Below are 25,720 nucleotides of genomic sequence, written 5' to 3' on the forward strand. Positions count from 1 at the left end.
TACCGTTCCGGACGGCCGCGATAATCCATGTATGCCTCCGCGACCGGGTCGGCCCGTCTTTCGCGCCTGGCCTTGTCGATCAGCGCCTGCAGGTAGCGGGTGTCCATCCGGATGATCGCGTGGAATGCGTCCGCCTCGGCATACCGTGCCGGCGCGGCGCTGGGCCGGTGGCCTGCACAGGCTATCGAGCCGGAACAGTTCGCGGTTCGCGACCGCCGGCTCGCCGCACCAACGAATTGTTGCTTGAACTCAAGCAATCATCGGTGTCGGGCACCATAATTTCCGTAGGAATAGTCCTGCCGACGTGCAGGCCCGCAACCAAGGAATCCGATCATCATGCCCCTCGACCTTTCCGATACCCTCGTGGTCGGCATCTCCGCCACCGCCCTGTTCGACCTGGCCGAAGCCGACGCCCTCTACAAGGCCAGATACGTCAAGAATCCCCAGAGCGCGCTCGAGGAATACCGCGCCTACATGCTCGAGCGCGAGAACGAACCGCTGCGCGACGGCACCGGCATGGCCCTCGTGCGCGCCCTGCTCGGCCTGAACCGCTACGCCCAGTCCGAGACGAAGCCGCTCGTCGAAGTCGTCGTCATGTCGCGCAACAGCCCGGAGACCGGCGTGCGCGTCTTCAACAATATCCGTTCGCGCGGGTTGCCCATCTCGCGCCACGCGTTCACCGGCGGCCAGTCCGTCGTCGATTACCTCGATGCGTTCGCCGTCGACCTGTTCCTGACGACCAATGTCGAAGACGCCCAGCGCGTGATCGACGCCCAGGCCTGCGCGGCTGCGATCCTGAAGCCGCCGCCGCACGCGGCCGAAGCGCCGCCCGACGACCAGGTCCGCATCGCCTTTGACGGCGACGCCGTGCTGTTCGACGATTCCAGTGAACTCGTGTACAAGACCGAGGGCCTGGACCGCTTCCACACGATCGAGGACGACAAGCAGAACGAGCCGATGAAGGACGGCCCGTACGCGATCCTGCTGCGCAGGCTGGCGCGCCTGCAGGAACGGCTGCCGTTCGGCGCGGACGTGTCGCCCGTGCGCATCGCCATCGTCACCGCGCGCAGCGCGCCGGCCGAGATGCGGGTCATCAATACCCTGCGCCATTGGGGCGTGTACGTGAACGAGATCTTCTTCCTCGGCGGCGTGCCCAAGTCGAAGGTGGTCAAGGCATTCCGCGCCCACCTGATCTTCGACGACCAGGACCTGCACCTCGACCCGGCCGCGCGCCACGGCCGCGTGCCCTACCGTTCCGACTCGCCCCTGTTCACGCCGTTGCCGCTCGACCTGTCCGCCGATCCGCCGCTGCTGGTCGAAAAGGTCGAGGCGAGCTGACCGGGCGCCGCGCCGCGCACGTCGAACCGCGCGGCGGCGACCGCCCGGCCGTCGTCTCCCACCAGCTTCACTTCATGCTCGCCCGCCAGCGGCGCCCACGTGGCCGCCTGGTCGGCCGGGCCGGCGTTCGCGCCATCCAGTTCCCAGTGCAGTCCCGCGCCGCCGTAGGCGCGAAAGCGCATGCGCTGCAGCGATGGCGGGATGTCCGGATCGAGTGCGATGACGCTGTCGGGAGCCGGATAGACGATCCGCGGCGCGCGCCGGGCCGGCGCCAGCATCTCGACCAACGACGTCTCGGTGCCGCGCACGAACCATTCGCCGCGCTCGGGTTCCACGGCCGGCGCGAACCGCACCGTCTGGCGCACGAGGCCGGGCGGTGGGGCCGGTTGCCGGCTCGGGCGGTCGCGGTGCAGGTAATCCATCACGTCGCGCCACACCGGCGCGGCGCCGGACACGCCGGACACGTCCCACATCGAGCCGCCATCGAAATTCCCGACCCACACGCCGACCGTGTAGCGGTCCGAAAAGCCCACGCACCAGTTGTCGCGCATGTCCTTGCTGGTGCCGGTCTTGACCGCGCTCCAGAATCCCGTCGCGAGTTCGTTGGAGAGGCCGAACGTCGTGCTGCGGGCGGCGCGGTCGGACAGGATGTCGGCGACGATGAACGTGGCGCGCGCATCCAGCACGCGCCGTTTGGCCGCTTGCCTGGCCGATCCTGCGCGCGGCACGAACGTCACGCCGTCCTGCATGCCGCCGTTGGCCAGCGTGCGGTAGGCGCTGGTCAGCTCCAGCAGGCTGACGTCGCCGGAGCCGAGCGCCAGCGACCAGCCGTAGAACTCGGGCGCTTCCGTCAGGCTCGTGATGCCGAGCTGGCGCAGGCGCTCGTGGAAGCGTTCCAGCCCCGCCAGCATCAGCGTGCGCACGGCGGGCACGTTCAGCGACCCGGCGAGGCTCGTGCGCACGCTGGCGGCATCGCGGTACTGGTGGTCGTAGTTCTGCGGCACGTACAGGCCGCCGACCGTCGGGATGTCGACGGGCGTGTCGTCCAGCAGCGAGGCGGCCGTGAGCTGGCCCCGCTCCAGCGCCAGCTCGTACAGGAACGGCTTCAACGTGGACCCGGCCTGGCGCAGCGCCGTCACGCCGTCGACTTCGCCCGCGCCGTCGTTCGCGACATACGCCCTCACCTCGCCGCTGGCATTGTCGATGACGATCACGGCGCCGTCGCCCACATTGCGTCCGGCCAGCTCGGCCAGGCGGCGGTGCAGCGTCGCGGCCGTGTAGCGCTGCAGGCCGGCGTCGAGGGTGCTGCGCACGACGCTGCCCGGCCCCGCGCCGAGGCGGCGCACCAGCTGCGGCGTCGTGCCGGCGGCCGACGGCGCCGGTGCCGCCGTGCGCGCGAACCCGGCGTCCACTTCCCACTCGATGGCCGCGCAATCCGCATGTGGATCGAGCTCGCGCGCGAGCGCGCAGGCGCGCCGCGCGACCGTCCGCGGCGGTGCCGCCGGCGCGCGCAACAGGCTCGCCAGGATCGCGGCCTCGCCCGCATCCAGCCCCGACGGCGCCTTGCCGAACAGCCCACGCGCCGCGGCGCCGATGCCCTGCAGCTCGCCGCGGTAACTGGCCAGGTTCAGATAAGCTTCGAGGATCTGGCGCTTGTTCCAGCCTGCCTCCAGTTCCCGCGCCGCGAGCGCCTGGTCCCATTTGCTCGCCCACGTGCGGCCCGCCGAGCGCGGCGCCAGCTTCGGGTCGAGCAGGCCCGCGAGCTGCATCGTGATCGTCGAGGCGCCGCGCGTGCGCTGCACGCCGAACAGATTGTCCCAGGCGGCCTTGCCGATGGCCTGGAAGTCGATGCCGCCGTGCTCCATGAAGCGCTGGTCCTCGGCCTGCAGCACGGCGCGGCCGAGCGTGGGCGAGATGTCGTCCAGCGCCACCCAGCCGAGGCGGCGGCCTGTCATGTCGACGCGCACCGCGTCGATGATCTCGCCGTGCCGGTCGAGCAGGGTCGTGTCGGACGAGCGCCACGCGGCTTTCACGTCCTGCGGCGTCGGCATGGCGGCGAGCGCCGGCAGCGCGGCCAGCGACAGCGGCAACAGCATCCACGCGAGGAAGGCTTTCATGGCCGCCTCACTGCACCACGACGCCCGCATTCGGCACCTCGCCGAACATCTCCGGCGCATACATGGCCTCGACCCGCGTCGGGGGCAGCGCGAAGCGGCCCTCGTTATTCAGGCGCACCGTGTACTCGACGGTGAAGCGGCCCTTCGGCACCCATTCGTAGTACGCGCGGTAGCCCGTGTGCATGCGCTCCTCGAACGCCGGCCACGTCCAGCCGGTGCGGCGTTCGCCGGCCGTGGCGATCTGCGAGTCGCGTCCGAGGCCCGACCCGAGCACGCTGGCGCCGGCCGGGATCGGATCGTCGACGACCACCCACGTCATGTCGGACTGCGCATCGATATCGAGGTGGACGCGGTAGACGTCGCCGCGCGACCACGTCCCGCGCACCTTCTGTTCCACCGGCGTGACGGTGCGCACGATGCGGTAGCCGGACGCCAGCGGCGCCGAAAGCGGCACGGCCGCCAGGCTCTGGACCGTCGCCCACGGCTTGCCGCCGCCCAGCTGGCGCAACGTGAGGGTGCCGCGGCCCTGCGGCCAGCCCTGCAGCACGGTGGCCGGCGTCGGGCCGGTCCAGCTGACGCCCTTCGCGCCGGCACCGGCCAGCACGAGGTTCGCGTTGCCCGTCACGGGCTCGCGCTCGTAGGCTTCCGAGAAATGCTTCAGCGCGACGACGCCCCAGGCGTTGGCCGGCGTGGTGTCCCAGTGCCCGTGCTGCTGGCGGCCGAGCGTGCCGCGCGCGAGGCGGCCGGCGTCGGCCTTCCACGCCGGATCGTCGAGCGTCGCCAGCAACAGGCGGTTGGCATTGACGTCGGGCGACGTCATAAGCCACCACCAGTCGTCCGCGCGCTCCGTCGAAAAGCCCATCGTCGTGCCCTGCAGGTTCAGGCGCGCGCGCAGGATCTGGCCGGCCTGCGCCAGGCGCGCATCGCGCCGCGGCAGCGCCGGCGTGCGCTTGAGCACGAGATACCAGTCGATGACGGCGGACGTCGGCCACAGGTTCGGCTGGATCCCGATCGAATCCAGCATGGCCGGCTGCACGTTCGCGCCGCGCGACAGCGCTTCCAGCGCGGCCAGCTTGCGCACGGCCAGTTCGCCCGTCGCGCGGCCGTTCCCGCGCACGATCTTCCCTTCCACGAAGGCCGCGAGGCCCGCTTCCATGCGGCCGCGCAGCTCGTCGGGGATCGGATAGCCCGCCTCGTTCGTCAAGGACAGCACATAGGCCGTGAGCACGTCGCTGCCCTGCTCCATCGGCGCGAAATACTTGACGAGGCCATCGCCGTCGAGGTGCGCAGGCAGGGTCGCGACGACCTTGTCCCACAGCGCGCGGTCCTGCAGCGCCACGGCGCGCGACGTGCGCTGTTCGAAGCAGGTGTACGGATACGCCGCCATATAGTCGCGCACGCCCGGCAGCTCCTCGCCCAGGCGCGCCTGCAACGTGGTGCGGACGCCGCCGCGGCCGGGCAGCGCGTCCGCCGGCCGCTCGACGGGCAGCGTCTGCGTGCCGTCGATCTGGATGAGGGTCGCCTGCAAGGTGCGCACCGGCACGGCGACGTTCACCTGCTGCGTGACGCGCATGCGGTCGCCGGCCGCGTCGCCGCCGTTGCCGGATGCGGCTACGTCCCACCGGAGCTTCGCCGCGCCGGCCGGCACCGTGTAATCCCAGCCGGCTTCACGCGACTCGCCCGGCGCCAGTGCGACGTCCTGGCGCGCCAGCGAATGGCCCTTGCCGCCGTCGGCCGCGACGCTCGCGGAAAGGGCCACCGTCAGCGGCCGGTCGGACGCGTTGCGCACCGTGAAGCCGGCGCGCAGGCGGTCGCCCTCGCGCACCTGCGGCGGCAGGCCGGACACGAGCATCAGGTCCTGCGACGTGCGGATGTCCGTGCGGCCCGTGCCGAACCGGCCGGCGCCGCTGCTGGCGACGGCGACGATGCGGAACGACGTCAGCGAATCGTTCAGCGGCACGTCGACGCGCGCCTCGCCGTTCGCATCGAGGACGACCTTGCCCCTCCACAGCAGCAGCGTCTCGAACAGTTCGCGCCCTGCGCTCCGTCCGCCGCCGCCGCCGTGCGGGAACGCCTTGCGGCCGAAGTGGCGCTTGCCGACGACCTGCATCTGTGCCGTCGACGTCTCCACCTGCAGGCTGCGTTCGTGCATCATCGTGTCGAGCAGGTCCCAGCTCGTGTTGGGCATCAGCTCCAGCAGGCCGGCGTCGACGGCGGCCACGGCAACCTCCGTCCCGGCCGCGGGCCGCGTGCCGTCGGGGTCGCGCACGCGGATCGTGACCTGTGCATGTTCGCGCACCTTGTAGACGGCCTTGTCGGCCGCGACGTCGACCTTGAGTTCGTGGCCGCCCCAGCCCACGCGGATCGGTGCGATCCCCAGTTTATAGGCGGGCTTGCCGAGGTCGACGAGCGCCGTCGGCTGCACGCCCGCCACGCGCCCGCGCACGACGAGGGCCGAGACGAACACGTTCGGCGCATAGCTGGCCTTCACGGGAATCGCAATCGTCTGGTCGCGCCCGGACAGGTGCCGCACATAGGTGTCGAGGATGCCTTCGCGCTCGACGGTCACGAGCACGGTCGCGCTGCGGAACGGGCTGCGCACCTGGAAGCGCGCCTCTTCGCCCGGCTCGTAGCGCTTTTGCGCCGGCAGCAGGTCGATGCGGTCGTGGTCGGCGTTCGCGAACCACTGCTCGTCGTCGCCCGCCACGTAGACTTCGCGATAGGTGGCCGCCATGCGCTGCTGCGGATCGAGTGCGCGGGCGCGCAGGATCAAGTCGCCGTCGGTCGTGGCGCGCGTGTCGCACGCGAGGATGCCGCGCGCGTCGGTCGTGCCGCTGCACGCCTCGCCCACCCGCTTGATCTCGCTGCTGTGTTCATACGCATAGAAGCCGCCGACGAGGCGGTGCCGGTGCGAATAGGTCGCGCGCTTGAGCAGGTCGACCGTCACCGGCACGTTCGCCACGGGCTTGCCCGCGACGTCCAGCACGATGGCCTGGAATTTCAGCGCGTCGCGGCGCAGCAGCCAGCCTTCCGGCTTGATGCCGACCACCCACGCCGACGGCCACAACGGCACGCGCGTGGACACGGTCAGCGTCTCGCCGTTGGCGTCCTGGTACGACAGTTCCGCCAGCAGGCTTTTCGGCCGCTCGATCGGCGGCAGCTTGTCGACGACGATGCGCGCGCCGCCGGCGCGGTCCAGCTGCAGCGACTGCGTGCGCGCCACGTCCTGGCCCGGCGCGCCTTCCGATTCGGCCTCGTCCTCGTCGCCGCCGCCGCCCTGGTCGACGACGCCTTCGCGCACGTCGCCCGCGCCGAGCGTGAACTCGTCGTAGTCCGCGAACTGCACGCCGGTGTCCTGCACGACGCTGCGCAGCTTTACCGGCGCGAGGCCGGCCGGGCCGCCTGCGAGATAACTCACCTGCGCATCGAGCGCGACGGCCTGCGGCGCCACCGCCGGCTGCCTGGGGCCCGCCAGCTGGGCCTTCATCGTCGGCACGCGGAACTGCTCGACGCGGAACTCGCCCGCGACCTGGCCGCCGATCAGCACGTCGTACGCGCCGAGCTTCGCGTCATTGGGTATCGCCCACTCACCCCCGGCGCTGCCGTTCGCCGCCCAGTGCAGCGGGAATTCGACCTTCTCGCCGCTGCCCTGGTGGACGAGGAAGCCGCGCGCCGGCAGCGCCGTCTTGTCCGTACCGAGTTCGCGGGCGCGCCAGTCGCGTACCTCCGATGGCGCCGGGTCCTTCGCACGGACGAAGGCAAAACCCTGCTGCGTGCGGCGGCGCAGGTAATGCTTCATGTGGACGGTCTCGCCGGCGCGCAGCAAGGTCCGGTCGAACACCGTGGCGACGACCCGGCTGTCCTCGTCGCGGCTGCCGGTCGGCAGGTTGAAGCGCCACGCTTCGATGCCCTGCTGCCAGTCGGACAAGGTGAACGTGAAGTCGTCGCCGCGCGCGGCCGTGACGACGTAGACGTCGCCCTGCTTGCAGCGGGCGCGCGGCAGCGCCTGGCGGATGCGCGCGATGCCGGAAGCGTCGCTCGTGCCGCTCCACAGCAGCCGCGCGGCGCAGTCGCGCACGTCGACACGCGCGCCGGCCACCGGCCGGCCCTTGTCGAGCGACGTCACCCACACGAGCGACGATTGCGCGCCCAGCTTGAAGTGCGCCGCCATGTTGGTGACGAGGGCCGCGCTGCGCACATAGGCCGTGCGCCGCTTGCCGTTCAGCGCGGCGCCCAGGCGCGGGCTGGCCAGTTCGATGGCGTAGAAACCGGGCTGGCGCAACGGGATGCCGATCACTTCGAACGCGCGCCGGCCGTGCGCCCTGGGCAGCGTGAAGCGCTGCAGCGCGGCCGGCTTGACGCCCTTGAAGATCGACACCTTCAAGTCGTCCCCGTCCTGCTGGCTGGGATGCAGGCCGCCGTGCGGGCCGGCGATCTTGCGCAGCCACGCGAGCACGTCGGCCGTGCGGCCGGCGTCCAGGCGCATGGCCGTGCCGTCCGTGTGCATGCTGCCGGCCAGCCGGGCCTCGACGTTGCGCACCGTGACGGGCAGCAGCCGGTCGCCGTGGGCCTCGATGATGCCGAACGGCGCGGCGAACTTGACGAGCGGCGGCTGCTCGCCGGTGCGCACCGCGAGCGGAAAGCGGCCCGCGTCGACGAGCGGGCGGCCGGCATCGTCGCGCAGGCCGGCGGGCAGGTGCAGCGTGAAACGGGCCTGTTCCGGGAACGGCCCCGGCAGGCTGACCTGGCTGACGAAGTCCGGCACCCGGTCCCCCTCCTTGTCCAGGCGCGCCGGCCAGCGCTTGCCGCCCGGTCCCTCCAGGTAGATCTGCGCCGCGTCGGCCGCGTGGATGGACGCGCTGAAATTCACGCGCATGGGCTGGAACGGGATGCACTGGGCGCGCGCGTTGACTTTCTCGCAGTTGAAGCGGGCCGTGAAATCGCGGCGGGTCGTGAACGTGAGCGTCTGGTCCTTGTCGGTCGCGATGCCGTTCGGCGCGGCCACGCCGGCGCCCCAGACCAGGGCCACTTCCGCGCTCGCGGGCAGCGTGCGGCGGCATTGCAGCACGACGATGCGGGCCAGGCGCCCGGCCTTGTCGTCGGCGCGCAGGCGGGCATCCGGGTAGGCCCCGCTCTCCCCGTCGCCCTTGTCCTCGGCCACGACCTGGCGCACGAACCCGCGGTCGTTCTGCAACGCCTGTATGCGCTGTTCACCGCGCAGCAGCGTCACGGCGATCTTTTCGCTGACGCCGTCGGCGCGGCACCAGGCCTGTTTCAGGATGCTGTCGTCCGTCGCCGGGGCGGACAGCGCCAGTACGAACGCCTGCCGCTCGTCGATGTCGTCGTCCCCTTCGCGCGGCAGGGTCGCCAGCACGGCCGGTCCGCCGGTGCCGACGCTGAATTCGCGCCGTCCAGCAAGCGGCTGGCCGGCCAGGTCGTGCACATTCGCCTTGAGCGTGAAGCGGCAACGCGTCGCGCCCGGCAGGTCGCGGTCGAAGTCGTAGCTCCACGTCTGCGCGTCGACCCAGCGGGCGCTGCCCGGCACGGGACAATCGACGTCGAACGGCGTGGCCGCGCGCAGGTCGCCGAACGCCACCATCGGCTGCGTGAAGCGCGCCACCGCCTGGCGCACGCGGCGCACCTGCCCGTCGGGCGAAAAACCGGAGACCGTGGTCTGCGCCCACGCGCCCGACCAGCAGCACAACAATACGACGCACAACACGCGGCGCAGGACAGCCATGGAATCTCCCTTGAGATGACGAACGGACAACGGATGAGTGTTGCAAACTCGGCTTGTAGTGTCAACAACATTTAACATTTTGCAACGCCGTCTGTCTGCGGACGGCGGCGGTCCTCATGCAGCGCCGGATGATTGGCTATAGAATGCGGTTCTTATATTTCCTGTACGCACAAAAGGGGCTTTCGAAAAACCGTCGCGAGCGGCAGCAATGTTGTCCGAGAAGCGCAGCTGTACGAGTCGTACAGTGAGCATCGCAGGACAACAGTGCAACGCGCAGCAGGTTTTTCGGCGCCCCGAGCCGCGCGGGTAACGCAATACGAGGACACCATGAGTCTCCCCCTGATCCTGAACCTGGCCATCGCCCTCGCGTTCTGCGGCCTGCTGTACGTGATGCAGCAACGCCACCTGTCCTTCACGAAGCGCGTGTTCACCGGCCTCGGCCTCGGCATCGTCCTCGGCGCCGCCTTCCAGGCGTTCTACGGCAGCGTTTCGCCCGTCATCGCGCAGACGAATGCCTACCTCGACATCGTCGGCACCGGCTACGTCAAGCTGCTGCAGATGATCATCATGCCGCTGATCATGGTCTCGATCATCCAGGCGATCCTCAAGCTGCGCGACGCCTCGTCGCTGGGCAAGATCAGCGCGCTGACGATCGGCACGCTGATGGCCACGACGGCCATCGCGGCGGCGATCGGCATCCTGATGGCCAAGCTGTACGGCTTGAGCGCCGTCGGCCTGACGTCGAGCGCGGCCGAGATCGCGCGCGGGCACTATCTGGAAGGAAAACTGTCGACCGCACAAGACGTGTCGCTGCCGACCCTGATCCTGTCGTTCATTCCGGAAAATCCCTTCCTCGACATGACGGGCGCGCGCAAGACGTCGACGATCGCCGTCGTGCTGTTCTCGATCTTCATCGGCGTCTCGGCCACGGGCATCGCCGGCAAGAAGCCGGAGGTCTTCGACAAGTTCAGCGAATTCGTCCACGTCGCCCACGTGATCGTGATGCGGATGGTGACGCTTGTGCTGCGCCTCACCCCGTTCGGCGTGTTCGCGCTCATCACGCAGGTCGTCGCCAGCTCCAGCCTGCAGGACATCCTGAACCTGATCGGCTTCGTGATGGCCTCGTACAGCGCGCTGATCCTGATGTTCGGCGTGCACCTCGTGATCATCGCGGCCGTGGGCCTGAACCCGGGCCGCTATGTGAAAAAGATCTTCCCCGTGCTGGCGTTCGCGTTCACGTCGCGCACGTCCGCCGGGTCGATTCCGATGAGCGTGCAGACGCAGACCGCGCGCCTCGGCACGCCGGAAGGCATCGCCAACTTCGCCGCGTCGTTCGGCTCGATGATGGGCCAGAACGGCTGCGCCGGCATCTATCCGGCGATGCTGGCCGTGATGATCGCGCCGACCGTCGGCATCGATCCATTCACCGCCGCCTTCCTGCTGCCGCTCATCGGCGTCGTCACGATCGGCTCCGTCGGCGTGGCCGGCGTGGGCGGCGGCGCCACGTTCGCCGCCCTCATCGTCCTGTCGGCGCTGAACCTGCCCGTCGCGCTGGCCGGCCTCCTGATTTCCATCGAACCGCTGATCGACATGGGGCGCACCGCGCTCAACGTCAGCGGTTCCATCACGGCCGGCACCGTCGCCAGCCGCGTGCTCGGCCAGACCGACATGAAGGTGTTCGACAGCGACGCCGACGTCAACCTGGACAGCGAGGAACAAGTGGTGTGAGGCCAGGCGCCCGGCGGCGCCAGCCCGGCCGGGCGCGCGATGCCGCCGACCACATGCCCGCGCTTCCCGCGCTGCCGTAAGACAGCGCCTACACGGCGTTTCGGCACACATTTTCGCTGGGAATCGTGCGCGGAAATCCCGCCGAATCCGTCTATGATCGCGTCATGTCAAAATCACAAACGGTCGGATGATGGATCAGAAATGGCCACAGGAAATCTGGCTCGTCAGGCACGGACAAAGCGCCGGCAATGTCGCGCGCGATGCCGCCGAGGCGGCGGCGGGCCTCCTCATCGACATCGCCGAACGCGACGTCGACGTGCCCCTGTCCGAGCTGGGCGTGCGCCAGTCGCAGGCACTCTCGACCTGGTTCGCCGCGCTGCCGCGCGAGGCCCAGCCGAACGTCGTGCTGCATTCGCCGTACGTGCGCGCGGCCGAGACGGCCAACATCCTGATGCGGCGGCTGGACCGCGACGACCTGCTGGCCGTGCATGCCGACGAACGCCTGCGCGAAAAGGAGTTCGGCATCCTCGATCGCCTGACCGTGCGCGGCATTGCCGAGAAATATCCCGAGCTCCATGAGCAACGCCACCACGTCGGCAAGTTCTATTTCCGCCCGCCCGGCGGCGAGAGCTGGTGCGACGTCATCCTCCGCCTGCGCAGCGTGCTCGACACGATGACGCGCGAGTATTCGCGCGAGCGCGTGCTGATCGTCGCGCACCAGGTCATCGTCAACTGCTTCCGCTACCTGCTGGAGCGGATGGACGAGGCCACGATCCTCGCTCAGGACCGCTCCGGCGACGTGCCGAACTGCTCCGTCACCTCGTACGCCTTCGACCCCACGCTGGGCAAGCGCGGCAAGCTGACGGTACGCCTGGTCAACTTCGTCGCGCCGCTGGAAGCCAGCGGCACGCCCGTCACGGTCGCCAAAGACCAGCCCACCGCCGCCAAGGCCTGAGGTCCTTGCCCATGACGCTGCAACCCCATGCCCGCCCGCGCGACGTCGATCCGAGCCTGCTGCGCAGCTGGCCGCTGCCCGTGCCCTCGAACGACGGCGACAAGGAAGACCGCGGCCACGTGCTCATCCTCGGCGGCTCGCGCGAGATGCCGGGCGCCGTGATCCTGGCCGCCACGGCGGCCCTGCGCGCCGGCGCCGGCAAGCTGACCATCGCCACGGGGCGCAGCGTGGCCCAGCTGGTCGCGCTGGCGATCCCGGAATCGCGCGTGCTGGGCCTGGCCGAGAACGATGCCGGCGGCTTCACCGTCGAGGCCGTGGCCGCGCTCGACCCGCTGGCCGACAAGATCGGCGCCATCCTGATCGGCCCCGGCATGCGGGACGAGGCCGCGACGGCCCGCCTCGTCCATGCGCTGCTGCCGCGCCTGGACGGAACCGACACGAAGGTGCTGCTGGATGCCGAGGCGATGGGCGCCGTGTTGCATCCGCCCGCGGGAGCGCCGCCGTTCCGCTTCGACGTGCCCGTCCTCGTGACCCCGCACGCGGGCGAAATGGCCCACCTGACCGGCATCGCCAAGGACGTGATCTGCGCCGCCCCGGACCGCCATGCGCTCGACGCCGCGCTGCGCTGGAACGCGGTGGTCGTGCTGAAGGGGGCGCGCACCGTCATCGCGGCGCCCGGCGGCGAGCGCTGGCAGCACGAAGGCGGCAACGTCGGGCTGGCCACGTCCGGCTCGGGCGACGTGCTGGCCGGCGTCGTCGCCGGCCTCGCCGCGCGCGGCGCCGGGCTCGCGCAGGCCGCCGCCTGGGGTGTCGCGCTGCATGCGCGCGCGGGCGAACGGCTCGCCGAACGCTTCGGCAAACTGGGTTACCTGGCGCGCGAATTGTGCGATTGCATTCCCGCGCTGCTCGAACAGGCCGCCGGCGACCACGCCGACGCGCCGCCACGACCATCCGGCAGCTTCGCCGGGGGACTGAGGGCCGGACGATGATCATCCGGCTCTTCTAAAAAGGGGTGCAATCCGACGAACCGGCCGGCGCGATGCCAGTCTAATCCTGACTGTCGGATTCGTACTCCACCGGGGCCGCGTATTGCGTCGGTTCCCCGATGGTTCGCGTTTGGGCCTGCCGGTCCATCGGGAACCCAAAGCCGCCGCCGACCCTCCAGCGCCTCACCTGGAGACGGCGGTACACGATAGACGTGAACGAGGAGTAAAACAAATGAAAGCTCTTAACAACGCATCGAAAATTCTGTTCGCCGCGGCGCTGATGGCAAGCCTTGCCGCCTGCAAGAAAACGGAACCCACCAGCACGACCGGCACCGGCGACACGGCGGCCACCGCGCCGAGCACCAGCTCCGGCACCAGCGGCACGACCGGCACCACGGCCACCGGCACGGCGGGTGACACCACCGGCACGGGCACCATGGGCGGCAGCACGGGCGCAACGGGCACCACCGGCGACACCGGCACCGGCGCGACCGGCACCGGCACCACCGGCACGGGCACGTCCGGCACGTCGGGGACGTCCGGCACGACCGGCAGCGACACGTCGGGCACCTCCGGCACAGGCACGACGCCGAACTCGAACGGCCGCTGATCGCCATGGCGCATCGGCAAAGGGTCGCGAGCGGCCCTTTGCCCCACGGTGTGCCGTCGTTACGGCATGCACTGGGCGCGGCGGATGCGGCCCCAGCGCATGCCGTTCCGGCATGAAAAAGGGCCTGCACGCGCAGGCCCTTTTTTCATGATGCCGGCCGCGGCCGGCATGCATCACGTTACATCGTTCACGCCGCCGCCGGGCGGCCGCGGCGGAAGGCGAAGCGGCCTGCCTTCACGATCGTGCGGAACACGAGGCGCACCGCCACCAGCGTGAGGATCGCTTCGATGAAGGTCAGCACGAAGGCCGGCACCGCGGTGAAGCGGGCCGCGCGGCGGTGGAACTTGGCGACCATGCGATCGCGGGCGATCTCGATGCTGTCGTAGAAGGTCGGGACGACCAGCAAGGTCAGCATCGTCGACGTGATCGTGCCGCCGATGATCGCGATCGCGAGCGGCTGGTAGAACTGGCCGGAATCGCCGAGGGCCAGCGCGACCGGGAACATGCCGGCGATCAGCGCGAACGTCGTCATCAGGATCGGACGCAGGCGGGCGCGGCCGGCGGCCATCAACGCTTCCTCGCGGTCCATGCCTTCCGCTTCGCGGGTGCGGGCGGCGTCGAGCAGCAGGATCGCGTTCTTCGCCACCAGACCCATCAGCATGATGATGCCGATGAAGCTCATCAGGTTCAGCGTGCCGTGCGTGAGCAGCAGCGCGAGGACGACGCCGATCAGCGACAGCGGCAGCGACAGCATCACGGCGAGCGGCGCGGTGAACGAGCCGAACTGCATCACGAGGATCAGGTACATCAGGCCGATGCCGGACACCAGCGCGATCGTCATCTGCGTGAACACCTCGGCCTGGTCCTTGCCGGCGCCGCCCAGCGACAGGCCGTAGCCCGGCGGGAAGTCCATCGACTTGGCCAGCTTCATGGCCTCGTCCGTCACTTCGCCGTTCGAGCGGCCCTCGACGTTGGCCGACACGGTGATCACACGCTTGCCGTCCTTGTGCTCGATCGCCGACGGGCCCTTGCCCATCGTGATCTTCGCGATCTGGTCGAGCGGGACCATCGTGTTGGTGCCGGCGACGGCGATCGGCAGGCGTTCGATGTTCTCGGCGCCCACGCGGTCTTCCGGCGCCAGGCGCACGGCCACGTCGCGGGTCTCGCCGGTCGGGTCGACCCAGTCGCCGACTTCGATGCCGGCGAACGCGACGCGCAGCGCGGTGGCGGCGTCGCCCACCGAGATGCCCATCATGTTGGACAGGCCGCGGTCGAGCTCGATCTGCAGCTCGTCCTTCGGGTCCTGCTGCGACAGCGTGACGTCGACGGCGCCCTTCACCTGGCGCAGCTTGTCCATGTACGCATTCGTCAGCTCCATCAGCTTGCGCGAATCCGGACCGGTGAACTCGATCTGCACGGGCTTGCCGTTGCCGTTCAGGTCGTCCGTGACGGTGTATTCGGCGCCGACCAGGCGCGCGATCTTCCCGCGCAGCTCGACGGCGATCTCGGCGGCGGTGCGGTGGCGTTCGCTGCGCTTGCCGATGTCGACGTAGATGCGGCCGCCGGCCGAGTTGATCGAGCTGTTGGTCTCTTTCGTTTCCTTCAGGGTACGCGCCAGCGCGGCGGCCTCTTCCATCTTCATCTTGGCATAGCCGACCGACGACGAGGCCGGGGTCCGCACTTCGATCGCGATCTGGCCGGCGTCCATCTTCGGCAGGAAGGCCGAACCGCCGAACTTGGCGTGCAGGCCGAGGGCCCCGACGAAGCTGGCGACGGCGATCAGCGCCATCCAGCGGCGGTGGTGCAGCGCCCAGGCGATCACGCGGCCGTAGCGGTCGGACTGGTGGTCGAACCAGACGTTGAACCTCGCCAGGTATTTTTCGATGCCGCGCTTCGGCGCATGGTGGTGGCCCGGCGGGTCGCCCCAGTAGGCCGACAGCATCGGGTCGAGCGTGAACGAGATGCCCAGCGAGACGATCACCGAGCACGCGACGGTCAGCGCGAACGGCCGGAACCATTCACCGGAAATGCCCGGCATGAATGCGACCGGGATGAACACGGCCATGATCGAGAACGTCGTCGAGGCGACGGCCATGCCGATCTCGGCCGTGCCCTCGAGCGCGGCGGTACGGCGGTCGGAACCCATCTCCATGTGGCGCACGATGTTTTCGCGCACCACGATGGCGTCGTCGATCAGCACGCCGATCGCCAGCGACAGGCCGAGCAGCGTCATGAAGTTCAGCGTGAAGCCGCACAGCCACACGGCGATGAACGCGGCCAGCACCGACGTCGGCAGCGACAGCGCCGTGATCAGCGTGGAACGCCAGGAATTCAGGAACGCGTACACGACGAAGATGGTCAGGATGGCGCCGAACACGAGCGATTCGATCACGTTGTTCAGGCTGCGCTGGGCATCGTCGCCGCCGTCGCGCGTCACTTCCAGCTTGGTGCCTTTCGGCAGCTCCTTGTTGATCTCCTCGACCATCGCGCGCACCCTCTTCGCGATGCCCACCGTCGACGCTTCGCGCGAACGGATGATCGAGATGCCGACGTTGGACCTGCCGCTGCGCATCGAATAGCTGTCGATGTCGGCGAAGCCGTCCTTCACGTCGGCGACCTGGTTCAGGCGCACGATCGTGTCGCCGTTGCGCTTGACGACGATCTGCGAAAAGTCTTCCGGATGCTCGATACGGCCGACGAGGCGGATGCCCTTCTCGTCCAGCTCGCTACGCACCTTGCCCACCGGCGCGTTCGTGTTCTGGCGCGACAGCGCGTTCGTCACGTCGCTGACCGACACGTTGTACTCGCGCAGCTTTTGCGCGTGCAGCAGCACGGACAGCTGGCGCTTGAGCGAGCCGTTCACGGTCACGTTGGCGACGCCGTCGATGGCGCGCAGGCGGTCCGCCAGCTGGTCCTCGGCCAGGCGCGAGATCTCGGCGTGCGTCTGGGTGCTGGACGACAGCGCCAGGTTCATGATCGGCTGGGCCGACGGGTCCACGCGCTGCAGGATGGGTTCGCGCATCTCGACCGGCAGCTTGTAGCGCACCGACGCGATGGCGTTGCGCACGTCGTCCGACGCTTCGATCAGGTTGCGCTTGAAGTCGAACTGCAGCACGATCGTCGCGCTGCCTTCGTTCGCATACGAATTGATCTCGGTGACGCCGGTGATCGCCTGCATCGGCTTCTCGAGGCGCTCGAGCAGTTCGCGCTCGCTCGTCTCGGGGGACGCGCCCGGATACGGGATATTGACCACGATGATCGGGATATCGACGTCCGGGTTCTGGTTCACGCGCAGCTTGCTGAGCGCGAGCAGGCCCATGCACATCATGCCGATCACCAGCACGAGCGTGGCAATCGGCTTCTTGACACTGAAATTGGAAAGGAACATTGCGGATTCCCCGGTTTATTTGGCCGGCGCCGGGTTGCTGGCGGCGCTGGCCACCCTGGCGGTCGACAGCTCGACCTTCTGGCCGTCCTTCAGGCTGGAGTTCGGGTGGCGCAGCACGGTGTCGCCGGCGGCCAGGCCGTTCTTGACCTCGAAGCCGCCGGTGCGCGGGTCGCGCGGGCCGATCGCGAGGTTGGCCCTGGACAGGGCATTGCCCTTGACCTTCCATGCATACGTCTTGTCGCCGTCACGCACGAGGGCGGACTCCGGCAGCATCAGCGCATCGGTCAGCTCGGCGTCGATATGACCTTCCGCATACAGTCCGGCCACGCGCGGGCGCGTCTCGTTGGCGAAGCCGACGAGCACCTCGACCTGGCGCGTGACGTCGTCCGCGCTCGGGTCGATGCGCTTGACGACGCCGGCGAATTTTTGATCGCCATAACCGTTTACGCGGAACATGACGGGCTGGCCGACCTTGACGGCCGCGATCTTGTCGGACGACACCTGGCCCTCGAAGCGCATGCTGGTCGGATCGATCACCTTCAGCAATTCCTTGCCGATGGCGGCCGTGTCGCCCGGCGATACCTTGCGATCCGACACGATGCCGTCAAACGGCGCGCGCACGACCGTGCGGGTCACCTGCTGCTGGGCGGCGACGAGGCGCGCGCGCGCGGCCGAGACGTCGCTCTGGGCATTGTTGCGGCGCACTTCGGCGTCATCCAGGGCCTGGGCGGACGTCATGCCGGACTGGCGCAGCGTCTTCAGGCGCTCGAGGGCGCGCTGCGACTGGTCGAACGCCTGGGACGAGGCGCGCAGGGCTTCCTGGGCCGACATCAGGCTGTCGCGGATCGAGGTCTCGTCGAGCTTGACGAGGACGTCGCCGCGCTTGACCGGATCGCCATTCTCTTTCAGCACTTGCAGCACGATGGCGGACACTTCCGCGCGCAGATCGGCCTTGCGTTCCGGCTGGATCGAGCCCGTGATCACGGGGCCGTTCGCGAGCGCGCTGCTTTGAACGGTCAACATATCCTCGGGCGCGACGAGCAGCTGGACGGCCTTGCCATCCTTCTGCTTGCCGTCCGCCTGCGCGGTGGCGGCGCCGGCCTTGGCAGGGTCCTTGTCATGTTTGCCGCACGCACTGAGTGCGGAAGCAATAGCAAGGAAGATTATAGTTTTGCGCAACATTTCTTGGTTCCCCCGAGATGGACTCGTTACCTGTATAAAAATTAGAATGGCAAAGGCCAGCGGGCAGTATCAATGAGGCCGCCATCACCGTCAATTGACGGTTCGGCAAAGCGCGGATTTGATGGGATGAACTGCAGATAGGCGGGATGAAATGCGTTTGGCCGAGTATGAATCGTACGACAAAACGGACGGGCGGACGTCCGGGTGGACGGTGGTAAGTGTACAACTTGGGCTCCCGCCTGCGCGGGAGCGACGGTACTTCACTTGGGCCCCTGCCTGCGCGGGAGCGACGGTACTTCACTTGGGCCCCTGCCTGCGCGGGAGCGACGGTGCTTGATGATGCGGATAAACGTAGATCCGTCGTCCCCGCGCAGGCGGGGACCCAATTTCCGCTGTTATTTAGCGAACAGGTGATACACCAGGTTGCCCATCAGGACCCCGGTGACGATCCCGCCGCCGATCTCGACCAGCGTATGCCCCATCCGCTCGCGCAATGTCTTGTGTTCGCCGGCCCCCGCCGCCAGCCGGTTGATCGCAGCGGCCTGGCGGCCGACGTGCTGGCGCAGGCTGTTGGCGTCGATCATCACGATGAAGCACAGGGTGACGGCCACGCCGAACGCCGGGTGGCCGATGCCCTCGCGCAGCGCGATCAGGGTCGCCATGCTCGTGACGGTGGCGCTATGGTTGCTGGGAAACCCGCCATTGCCCACCAGGTTGAACGCCCAGCGCCGCTGGCGCGCGCTGTTGATGAGGAATTTGATCGGACCGACCACCAGCCAGGTCAGCACCGGGGTGACCAGATAAGAAAAATCCATGCGAGATCCATTCAGACTGAAATACGGGGAGGCATGACGCCGGGCCGCATTATGGCAGATGCAATGTCGCGTGAGCAATTCGACGCTTCGTTCCTCTGCTTGTCAAGACGACATCCGATGCGCCCGTCAGAGTGGGAACCGGAGTAATATGCGCGCTGTGGTATTTCAGTCAATGTGCTTCCAAAGGAGTCGTGCATGCAACATTTCAGGTTGTCGTTCGTGGTCGCCGCCGTCCTGCTCGCGCTGGCCGGCTGGTGGGGCTTTTCCCACGGCGGCACCGCCGGGCTGCTGCAAGGCCTGTGGATCGCAGCGGTGCTGGGCGTGCTCGAGATCTCGCTCTCCTTCGACAACGCGGTCGTCAACGCCTCCGTCCTGCGCAACTGGAACGCGTTCTGGCAAAAGCTGTTCCTCACGGTCGGCATCGTCGTCGCCGTGTTCGGCATGCGCCTGCTGTTTCCCCTGCTGATCGTGTCGGTGGCGACGGGCCTGGGCCTCATCGACGTGTGGCATATGGCGGTCAACAGCCCGGCCGAGTACGCCCGCAACCTGACGTCGCGCCACGCCGAAGTGGCCGCGTTCGGCGGCGCCTTCCTGCTGCTGGTCTTCCTCAACTTCCTGTTCGACGAAGAAAAGGAACTCCACTGGCTGGGCTGGATCGAAGAAAAAGTCGGCAAATACGGCTCGGAAGGCTTCGCTGTCCTGCTCACCCTGCTGGCCGCGTTCGGTTGCATGAGCCTCGTGCCGCAGGAGCGCAAGCTGTCCGTGCTGATCGCGGGCGTCGTCGGCGTGCTCGTGTATGTGGGCGTAAACTGGTTCAGCGGACTGCTGGAGGAAGAAGAATCCGATCCGGCAGTCGGCAAGCTGATCTCGGCGGGCAGCATCGGCGGGTTCATCTACCTGGAAGTGCTGGACGCGTCGTTCAGCTTCGACGGCGTGATCGGCGCATTCGCGATCACGAACGACGTCGTCGTGATCATGCTCGGCCTCGCCATCGGCGCGATGTTCGTACGGTCGTTGACCGTGTTCCTCGTGCACAAGGGCACGCTGGAAGAATTCGTGTTCCTCGAGCACGGCGCGCACTACGCGATCGGCATCCTGGCCCTGATCATGTTCGCCAGCGTCGAGTACGAGATTCCCGAATGGTTCACCGGCCTGTCCGGCGTGGCCTTCATCCTGGTATCGCTGTGGTCGTCGATCCGCTACAAGAAGCGCGAAGCGCTGGAGTCGGCGACCTGATAACCGTAGTTCACATCAACAGAAAGGAAACAAGATGGCGATCAGTTTGCAGAAAGGCGGCAACGTCAACCTGTCCAAGGAGGATCCGAACCTCAAAAAGGTCATCATCGGCCTCGGCTGGGACCCGCGCGCGACCGACGGCGCCACCTTCGACCTCGACGGCAGCGCCTTCCTGCTGCGCGGCGACGGCAAGGTGCGCGGCGATACCGACTTCATCTTCTACAACAACCTCCTGTCCAGCGACGGTGCCGTCAAGCACACGGGCGACAACCGTACCGGCCAGGGCGAAGGCGACGACGAGCGCATCCTCGTCGACCTCACGCGGGTGCCGCCGGAGATCGAAAAGATCGCGTTCTCCGTCACCATCCACGAGGCCGACCAGCGCCACCAGAACTTCGGCCAGGTCGCGCGCGCCTTCATCCGCTGCCTGAACGCGGACGGCGAGCGCGAGATCGCCCGCTACGACCTGTCGGAAGACAGCTCGACGGAGACCGCGATGATCTTCGGCGAACTGTACCGCTACGGCAACGAGTGGAAATTCCGCGCCGTCGGCCAGGGTTACAACGGCGGCCTCGGCCCCCTCGCCCGTTCGTTCGGGGTGAACGCCTGAGTCTGGCCCTAAGTCTGGACTAATTGACAATCCACGCGCTCGTGTCAGAATGGGCGCGCTTCGTTGCGTCCGTTATTCAACCACCGCCTACCACCATGCCCAAGACCCTGCCGCGCCGCGCCATCGCCATCCTCGCCTCCGTCGTCATCGCCGCCGTCGCCCTGTTCGCCGTGTACACGTGGGTCGTGCTGCACTGGTCGTATTCGGAAGGCGAACGGGCCGGCTACCTGCAAAAGCTGTCGCGCAAGGGCTGGCTGTGCAAGACGTGGGAAGGCGAGATCCTGCTGTCGAGCATGCCGGGCGCGATTCCCGAGCGCTTCAACTTTACCGTGCGTGACGAGAACGTCGTGCGCCAGTTGCAGGCCGCCATGGGGCAGCGCGTACAGCTGACGTACGAGCAGCACATCGGCGTACCGACCTCGTGCTTCGGCGAGACGGAATATTTCGTCGACAAGGCCATCATCGGCGGTGCCAATCCGGTGGTGCCCAGCAATATGTGAAGTAGCGCAACAGAAATGTTATACGCAAACATTTCTGTTGCCGCTCCGCCCGCCGTGTCCTACACTCCTGTGAACGAGACAGGAGACAGACCATGCAACCAAACGCCATCCGCAAGATCGTGATCGTGGGAGGCGGCACCGCCGGCTGGATGGCCGCGGCCCCGCTGGCCCAGCGGCTCGGCAAGCGCTGCGAGATCGTGCTGGTGGAATCGCCCGACATCGGCACGATCGGCGTCGGCGAAGCGACCTTGCCCACGATCCGCTTCTACAACAGCGCCCTCGGGCTGGACAACGCCGACTTCATCAAGAAGACCCAGGCGACCTTCAAACTCGGCATCGACTTCCGGGACTGGGGCCACGTCGGCAACCGCTTCTTCCACGGCTTCGGCGACTTCGGCCCGCCCCTCAACGGGGTCGCGCCGCACCACCACTGGCTGCGCCTCGCGCGCACCTTCGACCACATGCCCGCCATGGAAAACTGGTCGATGGCCTCGGTCATGGCGCGCGAGAACAAATTCACGATGCCGGCCGACGCGCAGCCGGGCGTCACGGACGCCTTTTCGTTCGGCTACCAGTTCGACGCGGGCCTGTACGCCGCCTACCTGCGCGATTACGCGATGGCGCGCGGCGCGACACGCGTCGAAGGCACGATCACCGGCGTCGACCAGCATCCGGAGACGGGTTTCGTCACGGCCGTGCGCCTGGCCGACGGCCGCGCCATCGACGGCGACCTGTTCATCGACTGCTCGGGCTTCCGCGGCCTGCTGATCGAAGGCACGCTGAAGGCCGGCTACGACGACTGGAGCGAGCACCTGCCCTGCAACAGCGCCCTCGCCGTCCCATGCGCGCGCGTCGAACCGCTGACGCCCTATACCCGTTCGACGGCCAAGGGCGCGGGCTGGATCTGGCGCATCCCGCTGCAGCACCGCACCGGCAACGGCCACGTGTACAGCAACGCGTTCACGACCGACGAAAAGGCGCGCCAGGACCTGCTCGACGGCCTCGACGGCGCGGCGCTGGACGAGCCGCGCCAGCTGCGCTTCGCCACCGGCAAGCGCAAGAAATCGTGGGTCAAGAACGTCGTGGCGATCGGGCTGTCGGCCGGCTTCGTCGAACCGCTGGAATCGACCAGCATCAGCCTGATCGAAACGGCCGTCGGCACCCTGATCGAACTGTGGCCGGACCGCGATTTCCGTCCCGAGCTGGCGGCCGAATTCAACCGCCTGATCGGCAGCCGCTACGAGTCGATCCGCGACTTCATCATCATGCACTACAAGCTGACGAAGCGTGACGATACCGAATTCTGGCGCTACTGCGCACACATGACCATTCCCGATTCGCTCGCGCACCAGATCGAATTGTTCCGCGAGACGGGCCGCGTCACGATCCTCGACCGCGACAGCTTCGGCGCCCCCTCGTTCATCTCGATGCTGATGGGCCTGGGCGTCGTGCCGGCGCGCTACGATCCGTTCGTGGACGACGTCGACATGCGCCAGCTGCACGGCCACTTCGCCGGGCTGCGCGACCTCATCGCGCAGACGGTGGCGAAGATGCCGGGGCATGGGGCGTATCTGGAGAAGAACGCGAAGGCGTAACCGGTAGCCGCATGAATCGACGTGTTGCGTCGGGGGCGACGTGTTGCTTCGACCGACGTGTTGAAGTAGCGGTTATTTACTCGTGATCGCGGTCGGCCCGTTGCTTGGCCACCGCATCCGCCAGCCGTATCGCCGCCTGCACCTTCGACGGCTGCTGCGCGAACCTGCCCAGCACCTCGCGTGCCATGTCTTCCGATTCGGCGCGCTGCTTGGCCTCGGCCTGGCGCGCCTCGATCTGTTCGCGCAGCGCGGCCAGTTCCGCCACCTGGTCTTCCTGGCGCGCGGATTCCAGTTCCACCAGACGCTTCTTCGCGTCCAGCATTTCCTGCGTGGCGAGCGCCGTCTTGCGCTGCATCTCGGCCGCCAGCTGGGCGTTGGCCAGCAGCGCGCGCTGGGCGTCGCGCTTGTCGAGCGCGGCCTGGGACGCGGCCTGCTCGGCCGCTTCGCGCATCCTGGCCAGCTGCGCGCGTTCCGCTTCGGCGGCGGCGCGGGCCTCGGCGGCGGCAACCGCGGCCCGTTCGGACGCCATGCGCGCCGCGGCCGCTTCGTTGGCGCGCACGTCGGCCGCCGTCTGCTGCTGTTGCGACGACAGCTTTTGCTCCAGCAGCAGCAAGGCGTCGTGGGCGGCGTCCGCGGCGGCACGTTCGGCCGCCAGCAATTCTTCCGTCAGTTGCTGCTGGCGCCGTTCGTGGGTGGCGCGGTCGGCCTGGGCCTCGGCCAGTTCCGCCGCGCGGGCCGCCTGGACGCGCTGGGCGTCGGCGATCGCCTGTTCGTGTTCGGCCTGGCGCGCCGCATGTTCCGCGATGGCGCGCTGCGCATCGATGACGGCCTGGCGCTCGGCGGCCGCACGCGCCTCGTGTCCTGCCTGCGCGGCCAGCAGCGCCGCGTGTTCCTGTTCCGCCGCGGCGCGGCGCGCGTCGAATTCGGCCTGCTGCTGGGCGAGCGCTTCGCGGTGGGCCTGCAGCAGCGCCGCATGTTCCTGTTCCGCGGCGGCGCGGCGCGCGTCGAATTCGGCTTGCTGCTGGGCGAGCGCTTCGCGGTGGGCCTGCAGCAGCGCCGCATGTTCTTGTTCCGCGGCGGCGCGGCGCGCGTCGAATGCGGCCTGCTGTTCGGCCAGCGCATCGCCGTGGGCCTGCAGTTGCGCGGCATGCTCCTGCTCGAAGGTGGCGCGGCGTGCTTCGATGTCGGCGTGCTGGCCGGACAGCAGCTCGCGCTGGGCCTGCAGCCGCGCGGCATGCTGTTCCTCCGCGGCCGCGAAGCGCGCCGCCGTTTCGGCCTGCAGCGCCGCGAGCTCGCGCGCCTGGGCTTCGAGCCGTTCGGCCAGTTGCGCGGCCTGATCCTGTTCGGCCGCGGCACGGGCCTCGGCCGCCGCGGTAAGGGCGTGCTCGGCCTCGATGCGCGCCTGCTGGCGCGCCAGCGCATCCTGCTCGGCCTGCACGCGCGCCTGTTCGGCCTGCGCCAGTTCCTGCGCCTGCGCGGCGCGCTGCTCCGCCAGGCGGGCGGCTTCCTGCTCGTGTCCGGCCTGCGCGGCCTGCGCCGCCAGTTCGCCCTCGAGCGCCGCATTCTGCGCGGCGCGCGCGGCGGCGGCGGTCGCGCTCAGGGCCGCGCGTTCGTCGACCAGTTGGCGCTCGCGCTGCTGGGCCTCGGCATCGCGCTGTGCCGCCTCCTGCGCCATGCGGTCGGCCTCCGCGCGCAGGTTCGCCTGTTCCGCCGCCTCGCGCTCCGCGTCCAGGCGGGCGCGGCTCTGTTCCGCCTCGGCCTCTTCCGCCGCCGCGCGCGCCATCGCCACGTCGCGCAACTTGCGGTCGGCCTCGATGCGGGCTTCCGTCGCGGCCAGGATGCGGGTCTCCGCTTCGCGCCGCGCGGCGGCGGCATCGAGCGACATCTGCTCCATTCGCTCGCGGTGGATGGCCGCGTCGCGCAATTCCTTTTCGGTCTGCATGCGCATGCGCAGCGATTGCGCGGCCGTCCGCTCCGATTCCACCTGGGCCTGCGCGATGGCTTCGCGTTCCTGTTCGATGTGCGCGAGGGCCCGCGCTTCCTCGAGCGCGCGCGCTTCCGCGGACGCGCGCGCGAACGCGGACGCCAGCGCCACCTGGTCCGCCCGTTCGCGCTGCTGCGCCAGTTCCAGCGCTTCGCTTTCCGCCTGCGCCAGCTTCTCGGCCGTCTGGCGCGCGGCACGCTCGGCCCGTTCGCGTTCGCGCGCGAGGATCGCCACGCGGGCGTCGGCGCTGGCGCTGTGGTGCACTTCTTCGCGCGCCGCGTGCACGGCGGCCACGCGCTCGGCCGCCTGCAGGCGCGCCTGCTCGGACTGGATGGCCAGGTCGTCGGCGTCGCGCTGGGCGCGGGCCGCGATCTCGGCGTCGACCTTCGCCTGCTCGGCCGCGCGCTTGCGGGCGTCTTCCTCGGCGCGGACGCGCGCTTCGGACGCGAGGCGGATCTGGGTGTCGGATTCGACGCGCGCGCGCAGCCCGGCCGTCTCCTGGCGGACCGCTTCCAGGCGCTCGGCGGCGGCCTTGGCGGCGGCGCGCAGGGTTTCGATGCGGTCGCGGTTCGCCTCGATCGCTTCTTCCGACGCCTGCGCGTTCGCGAGCGCGGCGGCGGCCGCTTCGGCGTCCATGGCGGCCCGTTCCTCGGCCAGGCTGCGCGCCCGCGCCTCGGCGTGGGCGCGGTTCTCGGCCGCCACCGCCGCCTTCGCCTCCGCCTCGACGCGCGCGATGCCTTCCTTGATCGCACGGTGCTCCAGATGCTCGCGCTGCGGCTCGACCTGCGGCGCCGCGTGATCCTGGGCGGCGGGCATCAGGTCGATCGTGAAATCGGCGTCGTCGTGCTTGGCGGAGGAATCGGTCGGGTCGGCGCGGTCGGTCATGAATGGCTCGCTGGATGGCATGCGGGCCCGGACGAGCCCGCGCTTCGATTA

Annotated in this window: 15 protein-coding genes; 9 read left to right on the forward strand and 6 right to left on the reverse strand. The window is 68.9% G+C overall.

The features are described from left to right. Nucleotides 1–336: 336 nt before the first annotated feature. Nucleotides 337–1,338, forward strand: a complete 1,002-nt coding sequence (locus tag U9J41_RS06915) for a 5'-nucleotidase (RefSeq protein ID WP_322401170.1) — start codon at nucleotides 337–339, stop codon at nucleotides 1,336–1,338. Here U9J41_RS06915 and pbpC read toward each other — a convergent pair. Beyond that, the gene (gene pbpC, locus U9J41_RS06920; protein WP_322401174.1) at nucleotides 1,248–3,455 is read right to left on the reverse strand and encodes a penicillin-binding protein 1C; all 2,208 of its coding nucleotides are present in this window, start codon (nucleotides 3,453–3,455) and stop codon (nucleotides 1,248–1,250) included. The genes U9J41_RS06915 and pbpC overlap by 91 nt on opposite strands. 7 nt (nucleotides 3,456–3,462) lie before the next feature. Continuing rightward, nucleotides 3,463–9,195, reverse strand: a complete 5,733-nt coding sequence (locus tag U9J41_RS06925) for an alpha-2-macroglobulin family protein (protein WP_322401176.1) — start codon at nucleotides 9,193–9,195, stop codon at nucleotides 3,463–3,465. 327 nt (nucleotides 9,196–9,522) lie between these two features. Between U9J41_RS06925 and U9J41_RS06930 the strand changes: the two genes are divergently transcribed. The 4 genes from U9J41_RS06930 (at nucleotide 9,523) to U9J41_RS06945 (ending at nucleotide 13,474) form a co-directional block, all read left to right on the forward strand. Beyond that, on the forward strand, nucleotides 9,523–10,923 hold the full coding sequence (locus U9J41_RS06930; RefSeq protein WP_322401180.1) for an L-cystine transporter: 1,401 nt from the start codon (nucleotides 9,523–9,525) through the stop codon (nucleotides 10,921–10,923). A gap of 190 nt (nucleotides 10,924–11,113) precedes the next feature. After that, nucleotides 11,114–11,878, forward strand: a complete 765-nt coding sequence (locus U9J41_RS06935) for a histidine phosphatase family protein (RefSeq protein WP_322401620.1) — start codon at nucleotides 11,114–11,116, stop codon at nucleotides 11,876–11,878. A gap of 11 nt (nucleotides 11,879–11,889) precedes the next feature. Beyond that, nucleotides 11,890–12,867 carry an NAD(P)H-hydrate dehydratase gene (locus tag U9J41_RS06940; protein ID WP_322401183.1) on the forward strand — a complete coding sequence of 326 codons (978 nt, stop codon included), beginning with the start codon at nucleotides 11,890–11,892 and terminating at the stop codon, nucleotides 12,865–12,867. Between the two features lie 229 nt (nucleotides 12,868–13,096). Next, complete coding sequence (locus tag U9J41_RS06945; protein WP_322401322.1) at nucleotides 13,097–13,474, forward strand: hypothetical protein; 378 nt, start codon at nucleotides 13,097–13,099, stop codon at nucleotides 13,472–13,474. Between the two features lie 187 nt (nucleotides 13,475–13,661). Here U9J41_RS06945 and U9J41_RS06950 read toward each other — a convergent pair whose 3' ends face one another. The 3 genes from U9J41_RS06950 to U9J41_RS06960 form a co-directional block, all read right to left on the reverse strand. After that, entirely contained in the window at nucleotides 13,662–16,862 is a 3,201-nt protein-coding gene (locus U9J41_RS06950; protein WP_322401323.1) for an efflux RND transporter permease subunit, read from the reverse strand. 15 nt (nucleotides 16,863–16,877) lie between these two features. Next, nucleotides 16,878–18,044 (reverse strand): efflux RND transporter periplasmic adaptor subunit, encoded by a 1,167-nt coding sequence (locus tag U9J41_RS06955; RefSeq protein ID WP_322401325.1) that lies wholly within the window; start codon nucleotides 18,042–18,044, stop codon nucleotides 16,878–16,880. 395 nt (nucleotides 18,045–18,439) lie between these two features. Next, nucleotides 18,440–18,859 (reverse strand): divergent PAP2 family protein, encoded by a 420-nt coding sequence (locus U9J41_RS06960; RefSeq protein ID WP_322401326.1) that lies wholly within the window; start codon nucleotides 18,857–18,859, stop codon nucleotides 18,440–18,442. Nucleotides 18,860–19,054: 195 nt separating this feature from the next. Here U9J41_RS06960 and U9J41_RS06965 point away from each other — a divergent pair, with 195 nt between their 5' ends. The 4 genes from U9J41_RS06965 to U9J41_RS06980 all read left to right on the forward strand — a co-directional run bounded on the left by U9J41_RS06965 (nucleotide 19,055) and on the right by U9J41_RS06980 (nucleotide 22,800). Then, on the forward strand, nucleotides 19,055–20,095 hold the full coding sequence (locus U9J41_RS06965) for a DUF475 domain-containing protein (RefSeq protein ID WP_322401328.1): 1,041 nt from the start codon (nucleotides 19,055–19,057) through the stop codon (nucleotides 20,093–20,095). Between the two features lie 34 nt (nucleotides 20,096–20,129). Continuing rightward, nucleotides 20,130–20,705: a TerD family protein gene (locus U9J41_RS06970; protein WP_322401330.1), complete on the forward strand. Its 576-nt coding sequence runs from the start codon at nucleotides 20,130–20,132 to the stop codon at nucleotides 20,703–20,705. Nucleotides 20,706–20,800: 95 nt separating this feature from the next. Further along, nucleotides 20,801–21,205, forward strand: coding sequence for a hypothetical protein (locus U9J41_RS06975; RefSeq protein ID WP_322401331.1), 405 nt, complete (start codon nucleotides 20,801–20,803; stop codon nucleotides 21,203–21,205). Nucleotides 21,206–21,297: 92 nt separating this feature from the next. Beyond that, nucleotides 21,298–22,800, forward strand: coding sequence for a tryptophan halogenase family protein (locus tag U9J41_RS06980; RefSeq protein WP_322401333.1), 1,503 nt, complete (start codon nucleotides 21,298–21,300; stop codon nucleotides 22,798–22,800). A 76-nt stretch (nucleotides 22,801–22,876) separates the two neighbouring features. Here the strand turns inward: U9J41_RS06980 and U9J41_RS06985 are convergent, their stop codons facing one another. Next, nucleotides 22,877–25,669 (reverse strand): coiled-coil domain-containing protein, encoded by a 2,793-nt coding sequence (locus U9J41_RS06985; protein WP_322401335.1) that lies wholly within the window; start codon nucleotides 25,667–25,669, stop codon nucleotides 22,877–22,879. Nucleotides 25,670–25,720 lie beyond the last annotated feature (51 nt).

It is taken from the genome of Massilia luteola (assembly GCF_034420155.1).
Classification (GTDB): domain Bacteria; phylum Pseudomonadota; class Gammaproteobacteria; order Burkholderiales; family Burkholderiaceae_D; genus Telluria; species Telluria luteola.